Origin of the sequence: Paenibacillus sp. FSL H7-0942 (genome assembly GCF_045040715.1) — a bacterium.
GTDB lineage: Bacteria > Bacillota > Bacilli > Paenibacillales > Paenibacillaceae > Paenibacillus > Paenibacillus amylolyticus.
Map to the genome: position 1 here is coordinate 394,209 of NZ_CP150279.1, position 13,168 is coordinate 407,376.

At 48.8% G+C, this 13,168-nt stretch carries 10 protein-coding genes; 4 read left to right on the forward strand and 6 right to left on the reverse strand.

Annotation, left to right across the window (positions count from 1 at the left end; all coding sequences use genetic code 11):
- Positions 1 to 216 precede the first annotated feature (216 nt).
- The 3 genes from MHI48_RS01885 to MHI48_RS01895 all read left to right on the forward strand — a co-directional run bounded on the left by MHI48_RS01885 (position 217) and on the right by MHI48_RS01895 (position 5,499).
- A complete protein-coding gene (locus tag MHI48_RS01885) occupies positions 217 to 2,217 on the forward strand; it encodes a heparinase II/III family protein (protein WP_143781523.1) in 2,001 nt (666 codons plus the stop codon).
- Positions 2,210 to 4,162 carry a glycosyl hydrolase gene (locus MHI48_RS01890; RefSeq protein WP_076319589.1) on the forward strand — a complete coding sequence of 651 codons (1,953 nt, stop codon included), beginning with the start codon at positions 2,210 to 2,212 and terminating at the stop codon, positions 4,160 to 4,162. Before MHI48_RS01885 ends, MHI48_RS01890 begins: the two co-directional genes overlap by 8 nt.
- Positions 4,163 to 4,362: 200 nt before the next feature.
- Entirely contained in the window at positions 4,363 to 5,499 is a 1,137-nt protein-coding gene (locus tag MHI48_RS01895; protein ID WP_076319588.1) for a glycoside hydrolase family 88 protein, read from the forward strand.
- Positions 5,500 to 5,820: 321 nt separating this feature from the next.
- Here the strand turns inward: MHI48_RS01895 and MHI48_RS01900 are convergent, their stop codons facing one another.
- Entirely contained in the window at positions 5,821 to 6,426 is a 606-nt protein-coding gene (locus MHI48_RS01900; RefSeq protein WP_076319587.1) for a methyltransferase domain-containing protein, read from the reverse strand.
- A 226-nt stretch (positions 6,427 to 6,652) separates the two neighbouring features.
- Between MHI48_RS01900 and MHI48_RS01905 the strand changes: the two genes are divergently transcribed.
- Positions 6,653 to 9,010 carry an Ig-like domain-containing protein gene (locus MHI48_RS01905; RefSeq protein WP_340388586.1) on the forward strand — a complete coding sequence of 786 codons (2,358 nt, stop codon included), beginning with the start codon at positions 6,653 to 6,655 and terminating at the stop codon, positions 9,008 to 9,010.
- Positions 9,011 to 9,414: 404 nt separating this feature from the next.
- Here the strand turns inward: MHI48_RS01905 and MHI48_RS01910 are convergent, their stop codons facing one another.
- The 5 genes from MHI48_RS01910 to MHI48_RS01930 all read right to left on the reverse strand — a co-directional run bounded on the left by MHI48_RS01910 (position 9,415) and on the right by MHI48_RS01930 (position 13,087).
- On the reverse strand, positions 9,415 to 9,960 hold the full coding sequence (locus MHI48_RS01910; RefSeq protein ID WP_076329890.1) for a chromate transporter: 546 nt from the start codon (positions 9,958 to 9,960) through the stop codon (positions 9,415 to 9,417).
- A 2-nt stretch (positions 9,961 to 9,962) separates the two neighbouring features.
- Positions 9,963 to 10,550, reverse strand: a complete 588-nt coding sequence (locus tag MHI48_RS01915) for a chromate transporter (RefSeq protein WP_017691071.1) — start codon at positions 10,548 to 10,550, stop codon at positions 9,963 to 9,965.
- Positions 10,551 to 10,562: 12 nt separating this feature from the next.
- A complete protein-coding gene (locus tag MHI48_RS01920) occupies positions 10,563 to 11,057 on the reverse strand; it encodes an Lrp/AsnC family transcriptional regulator (RefSeq protein ID WP_036616550.1) in 495 nt (164 codons plus the stop codon).
- A 271-nt stretch (positions 11,058 to 11,328) separates the two neighbouring features.
- A complete protein-coding gene (locus MHI48_RS01925; protein WP_076319585.1) occupies positions 11,329 to 12,444 on the reverse strand; it encodes a PAS domain-containing protein in 1,116 nt (371 codons plus the stop codon).
- On the reverse strand, positions 12,437 to 13,087 hold the full coding sequence (locus MHI48_RS01930; RefSeq protein WP_017691068.1) for a response regulator transcription factor: 651 nt from the start codon (positions 13,085 to 13,087) through the stop codon (positions 12,437 to 12,439). The genes MHI48_RS01925 and MHI48_RS01930 overlap by 8 nt, the downstream gene beginning before the upstream one ends.
- Between the last annotated feature and the right edge of the window lie 81 nt (positions 13,088 to 13,168).

Consider the following 13,168-nt stretch of genomic DNA (forward strand, 5'->3'; position numbering starts at 1 on the left):
TTAAGAAGATGAGATAGCCATAAAAAGCCTGTGGTGACAGGCCGAATACAACGGAGGACCTGACGAAGGTTCTTCGTTTTTTTTGGTTAGGAAGGAGAAGGACGTAACGTCGTGGAAAGGATTCTAATGGATAATTCTTCAAAAGTGCTATTATATCCGGTAAAATGAAATCGATTACATTATAATGTGAGTATGACAATCCATTAACGAAGAGTGGTGAATCCAGTGGAAGATTCCATTCACGAAGTCGAAAATGAAAATATAAACCAACGGAGAACTGAGAGCAGAGCATTGAGATCCTTAAGTGCCGACAGACTCTTGGAGAAGTTATCCCGGCCTGAATTGGCTACGTTATACACAGACTTGAAGGCTTACGGTGAACGTGCCTTGAATGAACCCATGCCTTCCTTGTCGTTCCGTCTATATCGACAGTTCAGTGATATGGGTGAGCGAAAAGCCTATGAAGAGGCTTATTTCGATCGAAGGGGCAGACTTGCTGCTGTGGCGATGCTCGCATTAGACACAGCTAGGCCGGACGCACTGCAGGCGCTGGAGGAAATGTTGTGGGACGTGTGTGGTGAGTATACGTGGTGTTTGCCCGCGCATCTGGGTACGGGAGAGGTCAACCAGGTGAATGGGAACATCGATCTGTTCGCAGCAGAGACGGTACATATGCTGGCCGAGATTGTGACCATTCACGCCGAGCGGCTGGATCGCCTTGTCATAGAACGGATCAGGTCTGAAGCAGAACGGCGAATCTTCACTCCGCTTTACCGGGATCAACGGAAGTTCCACTGGCAGACAGCGGATCACAACTGGTCGGCGGTCTGTGGTGGGTGCTGTGGCATGGCCGCATTGTTGCTGCTCGAGGATGAGTCCACACTACAGGAATCGATCTCCCATACGGTCAGCTGTATGAACGCATTCCTGAGCGGTTATGGAGAGGATGGCGGCTGTGCCGAAGGCATTGGATATTGGGTATATGGATTTGGTTATTTCACCTATTATGCCGAGATGCTTCGTGAGTACAGTGAGGGCGAACTAGATCTGCTGACGGGTTCCAAAATAACAGCTATCTCAGCCTTCCCGCTGCGAGTTCATCTGTCGGGCGGCACATATGTGAATTATTCGGACAGTGCCGAGCAGGAAGAGATCCCTTCCGGATTGCTTTCCCTGCTCGCATCCCGATTTGGGTTGCAGGTGGATTTGCCGCTTCATATCCCACTGCTTACTGATGATCCCTGTCATCGCTGGGCTCATCTGTTGCGGAACGTGATGTGGAGAGATCCGCCAGTGTACGGTGATGAAGGTGCCTCTGGGCAGGCTGAACGAGGATTTATTTTTCAAAATCTGGGATGGATGATTGCAAAAGGATCGTTCGATTCTCCGGATACAAAACATGCGAACGGCGCACCCCTTCATGTGGCTATTTCCATTAAAGGCGGGCATAACGATGAACCTCACAACCATAATGATCTGGGGCAGTTCATTATCCATTGCGGTGGTGAGAATATTCTGTGTGATCCAGGAGCAGGGTTGTATACCCAAGCGTATTTTGCGCCAGGCAGAGAGCAACTGTTCCACATCTCGTCATCCGGTCATAACGTTCCGCTCATTGAAGGCCAGGAGCAATGCTCCGGTCGGCAAGCGCAAGCCCATGTGTTAGAGGCAAAGCTGGCAGAGGGTGGCGGTGAGCTGGATACTACATTGGATCTGACATCCGCATACTCTGGGGCAGCTTCACTGGCTCGTTATACGCGCCAATTTCATTGGAAGATGGCTTCTGACGGGAGCGGGAATGGAGCGGAATTGCGTCTCATTGACCGTTTTCAATGGAAGAGCAGGGTGGTGTCTTCGGCAGAACGATTCTCTTCGGTGGATGATTCAGATGCAGGATGTTCGAGCGTAGTGGAGCGCTGGATGAGCAGAGTACAACCTGAGGTGGTGAAGAGCGGTAATCTTCGCTGGCAAGGTGCACATGGGGCGATCCATATGACGTATGATGCGAACCAGTGGCAGGTCTTTACGGAGGTTATGAACACAGTTGATCATGACAATGTTCCTGTCACATTCTATCGGACGTCACTATCATGGACAGGTGCAATTGATGAGACGGATGTTCGGACAGAACACCCTAATCCGCTTGAAACGGTATGTGAGGTACGCTTCATCATTGAACCGAAAATGGGAGAAACCGAGGTGAGCATGCGTGAGTAAATATACATCTGCGTCCACGTATCCATGGAAAGACGAACTCGAACATTACCGTACATTGGCAGAACAAGCGGGCCCCCCTCCGGCAGACGGCTGGAATAGGGAGCGCAAGTTGGCACTTGTTGAAAGTGTTGTTCGCGCTTACACATCATATCAGGACAGTCAGGGTGCAATTATCGACCCGTTCTCGGGTGTGGAGAGGTATTATTCTACACCAGCCTATGCGATGGCTGCGGCTGTTCTGGTTGACGCGGGATGTACAGATCTGCTGGATTCCGCAGCGGCAGCACTATCACAGAGCATTGATGCTGTGGTCAAAGGTAGCGCACCTGACAATCACCCCGATTTTTTTCCAGTGCTCATGATGAGAGCTTACATGTTGTTGAAGTCACATCTGCCTGAACAAGCACAGATCTGGGCTGAGGCACTCAAGACGATCAGTCCTGAACAAGATTATGTATTTACGATGAGCAAGATGAACAATCCCAATCGCATGATTAACTGGAACGCCATCATGATCTCTGGTGAATATCTGCGGTGGCATGAACAGCTCGCGAATGAGGGTACAACGTGGATGGATCGTTATCTGGAAGCCTATCATCTGCCCCGATTTACGGCCCTTGGGTTGTATCAGGATGGACCGCTAGACCGTCCGAATTGTCCATTTTCCTATGATATTGCCACCCGTTATCACCTTGGGGTGATGCTTGAAGCTGGTTACGAGGGAGCCACTGCCGATACGTTACGTGAGCAGCTGCGCCATGGTGCGTTCAGCTCGCTACTGACGCTCTCGCCGCTAGGTGAGATTCCACCGCGTGGTCGCAGCTCCCAGCATCAGTGGAATGAAGCTGCCGCAGCTTATGTATGTTCTACACATGCAACGCACGCTCTGGAGGCGGGAGATCCGGTGATGGCGGGTGCTTTTGCACGTGCGGCCAATCGGTGTTTTGCTGCTGTGGAGCGCTGGAAGATGGATGATGGACGCTTGAAAATTGTACGCAATGAATACAAGCCAGAAGATCGGCATGGGTATGAAATCTATACCAACCATACCTGTTACAATCTGTGGACGGCAGCAGCGCTGGCTCACGCTTGTCTCAGTGATCCGGGAGACGATGTGAGCGAAGTGTACCTTCCTTCCGAGTTAGGCAGCAGGGTTTTGCAGACCGATGGGTGGTTTGAAACTGTGATTGCTTCCATACCTGGTCAGCAACTGGTATTACACACGGCGATGAATGATCCGTATACGCTCCCTGGTTTGGTACGGATTCAGCAGATGGGGTTACCTGGTCTGATTGGTCCGTCCGCCGCCAGCCATGTGCAGGCCGGATTCACGGAATTTGCCGATGGGGAGGTCCGACCGCTCAGCTACTGTCCTGCCTGGAAGACACCAGATGGGGTATGGCACAGTCTTGCAGAGGGGATTCCATCCGGTGGTGCATATGATCGGGATGTTGGATTAGACCCTGCTCAGGGAGGTGGTTCCATTGTGTATGAGAAGGTGGACGATGATACATGGAACCAAGTGGAGCAGCATCTGGAGGAAAGAGCGGCAGAAGATGGCGTGAACGCCTTGGAGAATGCTTTTGCCGTGACATGGGTCGGTCCATTACCGGGAATTGAAACATTGCGTACCCATTATGTACAACAGGCGGATGTGCTGACTATAACGTATGAATTCGAAGGTGAGATTGCGGCGGCAGGTGCACTCATTCCGTTGATGTTCCATGATGGCCGTGAACAGGCGGTAATTACCCATACGGATCATAGCGTGCGAACGGAGTATCGGGGGGCGTATGTAGAATCCACTGCGCTTGATCAGGGAGCCATAATTCATCTGGAGGAACAGGCTGTGGCCTCCCGTAATGGTTTACTGAAGGAAGCCCGGATTGAAGTGAACGGAGCACGTAGGTTGTCATTTGCGATCCGATTGGGCGAGGTTAACTGAAGGTGTTCAGGTTGAGGATCATTAGATCTCCAAACACCTCAAAACAGCTCGAAGCATAGTTGAAAGTGTTATTCGTGGATGATTAGTGATATTTATCGGATAGATATTGCAGTTACGGCATACGACGCTATAGATAAGTTGAGGATGAGCTGGAGCATCAAGCTTAGATGTCTGGTATTGAATCGAGGAGGGATATGTTCATGAACACATCAACGTCGGTAAAATGGCTCGAGGAAGCGTGGCAACAGGGAGCTGCCAAGACGATTCGGAATGCAAAGCGGATTAAGGATACATTTCCGCACATTGCCCCGCAAGGGACGTATGATCGGAATGATCCGGAATGGTGGACAGCAGGTTTTTGGCCTGGATTGTTATGGCTGGTCTATGGGGATGCGCCGGAAAATGAAGCGGCGGCTCCGCTACATCGCATTGCCGAAAGCTGTGAGCGGCAACTGGAAGGTTGTCTGCGTGATCCCGAATCGGTAGATCACGATCTGGGGTTCATCTGGCTGCTTAGTGGCGTAGCCAACTACCGCCAGACGGGCAGCATGGATGGACGGCGGCGCGGCATGCTTGCCGCCAACCTGCTCGCTGCCCGGTTCCACGTGCGCGGTGAGTTCATCCGCGCCTGGAACTTCAGCTCGTCAGCAATGGATACGCGCGGCGTAGCCATCATTGACAGCATGATGAACCTGCCGCTGCTCTACTGGGCATCCGAGCAGAGCGGCGACCCTCGCTTCCGCTGGCTGGCGGAAGCACATGCGGACACCGTCGCGCGCGAATTCATCCGCGCTGACGGGTCCATCTGCCACGTGGTGGAGTTTGATCCACACACGGGGCAGAAGCTGCGAGAGCATGGCGGACAGGGCCATGCTCCAGGTTCCGCCTGGGCGCGGGGCACCGCCTGGGCGTTGCACGGGTTTGCGCTGTCTTTCCGGTATACGGGCGAAGCCCGATATCTGGAGACAGCGGAGCGTGCGGCCGATTTCTTCCTCGCCATGCTTGGCGAAGAGATCGTGCCGGTGTGGGATTTCCGCGCACCTGCGGAGCATCAGGTGGCGTGGGACTCGTCCGCTGCGGCGATTGCCGCGAGCGGGTTGCTAGAGCTGGCGAAGCTGTCGCCACGCGGGGAAACCTATGCCGCCGCGGGAGAACGTATTGTCCGCGGCTTGCATGAGCACTATAGCTCTGGCGACTCGGCAGCGGAAGAAGGTCTGATCATGCAGGGAACGGTGCATTACCCGGAAGGGCGAGGGCTGAATGTGCCGATTATATACGGCGATTATTTCTATATGGAAGCGCTGGCGAAGCTGCGTGGACATGCGGGGTTATTTTAAAAAAAGAATTGAAACTATGCACAAGAGGAACTGAGATTGAGAGCGGATTAGTAAGGTCCTAGTGTTATGAGCCTTCGAGTTGTTAGCAAACCATCATCACCTGTCCGCGTGCGGTTGTCTTCAGTATCAGGAACGATATTCCTTCTATTGGAGACAGAGTATACCTAAGCTTGAGCTTTGGATAGAAAATTAAGGTGAGCGGACAGGCAGATGGTGTACATAATCGAATGAAGACAAAAGAAGTATCTGGCCTATGAATATTCATTCTTACGGGTCCAGTTGGGTGCAGAATTAGCTATGCTTTACTGAAAAAATCGATTTTCACTTCGAAGGTTTACGTCTCAGGATGACAAAGTCGGCTGATGATTGATCTGGATAACGCTGCGGAATAATCTCATGAACTTTGAAATCAGGGTAGTCGAAGAGATATTCAAACAGATTACGGTCCTGGATTGTATCAATCCCCGGGTTACCGTTTTCTTTCAAACGGGTGTAAAGCACCACCCATGCTGTTGAGGAGTGCAGAATATCATAGAGGGTATTGCGAAAATCTGTTTCATCCGTGATGTGATATAACACATCCAGACAGACCGTCAGATCGGCTTGCAGGAAACCACGGTTAATCCATAGGCCTGGTGTATACAACATGAAGCTCTTGGACGAATCCTTGGCAAATTGGGAAGCACAACGCTTTACTGAAGAAGCCGCTACATCCACGCCCAGGTAGTCCTCATAATTCATGTATTGCAACTGGTTGCCATCCCCACATCCAAACTCAATGACACGATGAATCCCTTCACGTTGAATCAGTCCGTTCACGACCTCGGCCTTGAATTCAGCCAAAACCCCGTATGAACCCCTCCCAGAAGTTTCACCCGAACGATATGTTTCCTCCCAATACCCGATGTAATCAAAAGGCTGATGCATTATGTTTCCTCCAATCCTGTTAAAAGAAGTTCAAGACTGCCAATATACATAGGTATGCGCAATATTCGCAGGTATGATCGGTTGAAACAGGAATAGAAGATAAATTAATTTCCATAGAATTCCCTGAAAATTTCCTGAAAGTCTAAACATCTGGAAAGGACTTGCCGACATAAAACATAAGGAAAAAAATGATGATAATCGGGGGGAAATGATGTTAAAGCCAAGATTGACCAAGTACATGGTGATGATGCTGGTGTTGATGCTGAGTATTTCCAACGTAGGCTTGGCCGCTGCGGCAGATAAAGAACTGTCCAAAATTGTGGTTTCCAAGAATGAGATGTCGCTCGAAGTTGGTGATTCTGGGTCTGTTACGGTGACAGGGGTATATTCAGACAATACCTCGGCTAATGTAACGATTAGTACAACCTGGAGTAGCGAAGATACTTCGATAGCAACTGTATATAATGGTGCAATCACGGCCAAAAAGGAAGGTAAAGCGACGATTACGGCAGCTTACCAGGGTCAGAGTCAGACCGTTCAAGTGAAAGTAACGAAGAAGGTCAAAGCCCTTTCGAAAAACGTGCAAAGTCTGGATTTGCGCACGGGAGATACGAAAGAAATTATTTTGACAGCAACGTATAGTGACAATGAAACAAATAATGAAGCAGCAAGTACGGCAGAATGGTCTACCAGTGATGAGAAGGTTGCTACCGTTGTGAATGGTAAAGTAACTGGACAAAGCGCGGGTACAGCTGTGATCACAGCCAAAGTTGGCAGCCAAAGCGTGACGGTGGATGTTAACGTTGAAGTGGTTAAACGTGTAGATGTAGATAAACAGCAAGTTAACTTGCTGTTGAACAAAAGTGAAAGTGTGAAAGTGACGGCTACGTATCCAGATGGTACAACCAAAGATGTAACCGATCTGGCGGAGTGGACATCCAGCAATGAGAAGGTCGCAGATGTTCTCAAAGGCGAAATTACAGGATACTCGGCAGGTTCTGCCAAGATCACAGCCAAATACGGTACGAAATCAGTATCCGTTGACGTGGATGTGGATCTGACGAGCAAACTGAGTGTGGTGAAACAAAGTATTTTCTTCCGTTTGAGTGATACAACCAAAACGGCTAATGTCGTTGTAACGGCTTCTTATCCAAACAGCAGCGATGTGAATGTAACCGATCAGGCAACATGGACATCCAGCAACGAGAAGGTTGCAACGGTATTCAAGGGACAGGTCACAGCGATTAGTGCAGGTTCAACAACGATTAAAGCAACCTACAGTGGTAAAACCGTAGAAGTTGCTGTGGATGTAGATACGGCAAGATATTTGGATATCAAAGATGTGACTGACAAGCTCGCCATGAGTGTTACAGGTGAGAACAAGTCCAAAAAATTGGTAGCCAATGCAGAGTATATTGATGCAAGCACAGAAAATGTAACTTCCAAAGCAACATGGACTTCAAGCAATGCAGATGTTGTATATGTATCAAACGGCGATCTGATTGCATACAAATCCGGTACGGCTACGATTACTGTAGCTTATGGCGGTAAAACGGTTAAATTCACAGTCAATGTAGACGTAGCAGACAAGTATGAGATGGACAAGAAGAAAGCATCAGTAGCTGTTGGTGGAACGACTTCGGCCAAAGTACTGGCGTTGTATGGTGAAACATCCAAAGATGTATCTGAAGATGCAACTTGGAGCAGCAGCAGCGACAAAATCGCTGAGGTAGATAGCAAAGGGGTTATCACAGGTGTTGCTACAGGTAAAGTAACCATTACCGCGAAGATTGAAGGCAAAACACTGACTCTGCCTGTTGAAGTAGGTATGGCTAGTGGACTGGAAGCAGATGTGAACTTCGTTGTTCTGTCTGCCAAAGAAACTCAGACGATCCTTCTAACAGGTACGGATGAGGACGGCAACACGTTGGATGTTACATCTGAAGCAACCTGGAAATCCAGCAATGCACGTGTAGCGGATGTGAAAAAAGGCGTGATTACGGGTAACAGCAGTGGTAAAGCCAATATCACAGCAGAATACGGCTCCAAAAAAGTGACGATCCAAGTTGAAGTGGATGTCATCACACGTATTGAAGCTTCCGAGCCGGTTCTTTCCCTGAAATCAGGCGATACAGCTGATCTGACGGTAACTGCCTTCTTGAGCGACGGTAGCGAGCGTGATGTTACGGACAAAGCTGAATGGAAAACGAACAGCTACAAAGTAGCTCAAGTGACCAAAGGTAAAGTCAAAGCTACAGGTTCAGGTAAAGCCAAAATCACAGCAAAATACGGCAGCAAGTCTGTAACGATTGCTCTAGATGTGGATACACTGAAATATTTGCAGACGGATAAAGTAACGTTGACCATGAAACCTGGTGAAAAGGTAACTGTGGCGGCTACTGCAACGTATGCTGATGGCAGTGAAGCGAATGTATCCAAACCGGCTCTCTGGAAATCTTCCCGTATTGCAACAGCATCGGTGAAAGATGGAATTATTCAGGCGAACGGCAAAGGTAAAGCAACAATTACGGTGACATTTGCAGGTGTGAAAACCAAAGTAACGGTAGTGGTTGAAGCAAAGTAAACGATATTTTTCAACTGTGAGTGTGAAACGTGGAAATAAAAACGGTGATGCCAGCTAATAGCTGGTATCACCGTTTTTTGTTTATAAACTAGGCATGTCTTCAAGCGCTAACGAATCTGAAACGTCTTATTCAGGGGTCTGGAGCGTTTGCAGAAATCTAAGGAATCTGAGACACGTTATATCGGAAAGTACAGTCTGTTATAGCACTTTTGTCAGGTATTTTTGGTGAATAACGTGTCTGAGATTCCTTACAATTTATAAAGAGGACCTAAAGACCAAATAAGACGTCCTGAGTTCCTTAGAAAATGAAAATAATCTAGCCATTCGCCAACGCCCAGAACCACTTGATACACCCATTGCAGATGTATCAAGTGATTCTGTGACGTTCCCTGTATGTTCTATAACTACATCGTGTGAGACAGTACCAGCGCACCATAGGCAAAAGCGATCACGATCAGAATGGCCGGATGCAGCTTGGTTTTGGTCATGACCCAGAGCGAGATGCCTGCAATGATCAACGTCTGCCAGATGCCGATGGAATTAGTGGACAGCTGTCCAAATTCCCATGTGAGCAGAATCATGAGTACGGCGATAACAGGCTGCACAAGCAGTGTCATGCCTTTGACTTTTGGTGACGTGCGATGTTTGTTCAACAGACGAAGTAATATAATTAGTGCGGTTGCGGAAGGCACGATTGTGGCAAAACTTGCGATAAATGCCCCAAACCAGCCTGCTACGTGGTACCCGACAAATGCAGCAATTTTGGTTGCAATCGGGCCGGGAAGGGCGTTACCAATCGCCAGTACATCACCGAATTGCTCGGTGGTCATCCATTGGTAGTGGTTCACAATCTCTTCCTGCATAAGCGGAATGGAAGCCGGACCGCCCCCATATCCCAAGATGTTTGCTACGAAAAATCCCCAAAATAATTCCCACCAGGTTTGGAGCATCCTTAGGACACCCCCTTATCGGACTCGCCTTTGGACTTGAAGCGCTGAACCAGATCCAGATGGAAGACACCATATCCCAGGAAAACCGCGATCACAATCCCCGGATGGATATCCAACAGCTGCAATAGTACAAAGGCAATTACGCCGAATAGGGCGGCAAAAACTTTACCAAGTCCCTTCCAGGCTTTCATGGCAAATTCATAAGCCATCATGCCCAGCATGACAAAAATGACCGGCCTTACGGCGGCTACCATGCCTGCTACCACTTTCGACTCGCGTAGCGCGTACATGGAACCGAGCAGAGCAATAATGGCAATACTTGTCGGCAAAATATGAGCGAGTACAGACACGATCGCGCCCAGCACACCTTTGGTTTTATAACCGAGATATGCGGCCATTTTGGTCGCGATGGGACCCGGCAAGGCGTTGGCGATAGCCAAAATCTCGCCGAACTCCTCATCACTGACCCATTTGTAACGCGTAACGGCTTCGTAACGGATTAATGGGATCACCGAAGGGCCGCCGCCATATCCGAGAATTCCGGTTCGTACCATTCCGATGACGAGACCGTTGTAATCTTTCCAACCCATGCTGATTTCCTCCTAGAGTCTCATGCCCATCCGGCTTTTATAACGTTTCAACAATAGCTGTGATTCCACTTTGACGATACCCGGCATCTTATAGAGCTTCTCCAGCAAAAACTGCTCCATCTCTTCCATATCCGCAAAAATGCCGTGCATGTGCAGTGTACTCGGGCCTGTCATATGATAAAGGCTGGTGACGGCTGGCTCTTCATCCAGTTTCTCAGCGACTTCATCCAGGAAGGGCGGTTCAACATCGACATTAAAAAAGGCCGAGACCTGAAGCCCAACTTTGCCAGGGTTGATTACAACGGTGAAGCGTTCGATGATTCCTTTTTCGGATAACGCATTAATGCGGGCCTGAACAGCTACACGTGACAACCCGATCTGTGTACCCAGATCCGTATAGGATATTCGGCTGTTGTGGTGAAGCGCGGCGATGATTTTGCGATCCATCTCGTCCAGATTGTACATTTGTGGAATTTCTCCTCCTTTGGAGGAGCGTTTCTCTGACATGTTGACCATCCTTTTCTCTCGCTATATGAAATGAACAATGAAATTTTACTAATCATACAATGTGTATGTGGCATTCATAGTTTAATGACGAATCGTAACTGGAGTCAATCTATTTATCATGATTATTGAATTTAACCGATTTTGAGCCTTCATTTTGTCATTTCGACCAATCGGAAAATAAAAAGACCACTCGCACAGTCCAATAGCGAGCAGCCGTTAAATAATAGATAAGCTGGAGTAAAGCGCAAAGTGTGATACGAAGCATGTCTGGTTATCCCTGTACTGTCTTGGGCAGTAAAAGGGTAACGGTGGTCCCTTCGCCAGGCTCGGAAGACACTCTTAACGTTCCTCCTGCACCACGGGCACGCTCTTCCATACTGAACAATCCAACGCCATTGCCTGCGGTTGCTTCGCTGAATCCAGCACCTTGGTCTTCAATAATAACCATCGTCATGTTCTCAGCGTCTTCTATAGTAACACGTGCCTCGGCAACATCGGCATACTTCGCGACATTGGTTAAGGCTTCCTGAATAATCCGGTAGATAGCTATCTCCCGGTTCATCTCCAGTCGTTTGCGCAAATTACATTCCAGATCAACTTCGATCCCGTAGTGACGGGTGTAATTCTCGATATACGTACGAATCGCCGGAACAACACCCAGGTCATCCAGAACGGATGGTCTCAGCTCCCATGCCATACCGCGTACATCTTCCATGATACCCGTGACCTGTTTACGAAGTGCTTCAACCCCGGGGTGAGGCTGGTCTGCCAGCAGGCGATCCATCTGAATCACCAGAGAGAAGAGACTCTGTCCAATCCCGTCATGCAGTTCACGCGAGATCCGGCGTCGTTCCTCTTCCTGAATGTTCATCACTTGGGACATCATCTTTTGCAATTCTGCTTCGACGGATTTCAGCTTGGTGACCTCGCTGCGTACAGCCAGGTATTGATAGGGCTCCCCGTCGTTATCAAGGAAAGGCACGATGGTGGTGTTGACCCAATAATGACTGCCATCTCTCGCACGATTGAGAATTTCCCCGTTCCATACCTTACCTGAGGATATCGTGTCCCACAGGTTTTTCATAAAGCTTTTGCCATGGTATCCGGAATTAATGATTCGATGATCCTTACCGATCAGTTCCTCGCGCTCATACTGCGAGATTTCACAGAATTTATCATTCACATACTGGATTTTACCCTTGCGGTCTGTCAGGGCTACAATGGAGGATTCATCCAAGGCAAATTTCAGATCACTCAGTTGATGCAGGGAACCCTTCAACCTGCTGCGAAATTCATTATCCGTAATGTGATTATCGATTTCGTTCAGCAGGAGGCGTACGGGCTGGTCTGCGAGTCCACTTAATCTGTTCTTGCGTGCACTACTCAAAGTTCAGCAACCCCTTTTTCATGGCAAACTTCACCAGTTCCGGTCGTGTACGCAGGCCAAGTTTCTCCATCAGATTGCTTTTGTGGGATTCGACCGTTTTGACACTGATGATCAGATGTTCGGCGATTTCCTTGTTGGCGTAACCCTTGGCAATCCAAGACAAAATCTCTTTCTCCCGCTCGGATAACGTGTCATACGGTCCGGCGTTTTCCTGTTTGGCTTTGTCCAGGTATTCACTCATCAGCCGCTTGGTCGCACTTGGGTACAGATAGGCGCTACCCTCTGCTACGGAACGAATTGCAGCAAGTAATTCTTCATGCGGCGCACTTTTGAGGATATACCCGGATGCTCCCGCATGGATGGCGCGGAACAGATATTCTTCATCGTCATGCATGGTTAGTATCAAAATGGAGACATCTGGCATCAATTTCTTTAATTCAGCGGTAGCAGTCAGACCGTCTTTGCCTGGTGGCATGCTGAAATCCATAAGGACCACATCTGGTTTCAACTCTTGAGCCTTGGCAATGGCTTCATCGCCATCTGCGGCATCTCCAACGATATGTATATCATTCTTTCCTTCAAGTAAGGCGATCAGCCCGGAACGCACGACAACATGGTCGTCTACAACTAATAGTTGAATCACATGATTTCCCCCTGTCCGCTTCCTTAGTTCTATCTATATCATAACAAAAAAAGAAGCCATTCAGAGCTTTAATCTCCGAAT

Coding starts and splice junctions, on each gene's coding strand:
- MHI48_RS01920 (WP_036616550.1), bottom strand. CDS start 11,057: ATGTCAGAGAAACGCTCCTCCAAAGGAGGAGAAATTCCACAAATGTAC.
- MHI48_RS01900 (WP_076319587.1), bottom strand. CDS start 6,426: ATGCATCAGCCTTTTGATTACATCGGGTATTGGGAGGAAACATATCGT.
- MHI48_RS01915 (WP_017691071.1), bottom strand. CDS start 10,550: ATGGGTTGGAAAGATTACAACGGTCTCGTCATCGGAATGGTACGAACC.
- MHI48_RS01910 (WP_076329890.1), bottom strand. CDS start 9,960: ATGCTCCAAACCTGGTGGGAATTATTTTGGGGATTTTTCGTAGCAAAC.
- MHI48_RS01895 (WP_076319588.1), top strand. CDS start 4,363: ATGAACACATCAACGTCGGTAAAATGGCTCGAGGAAGCGTGGCAACAG.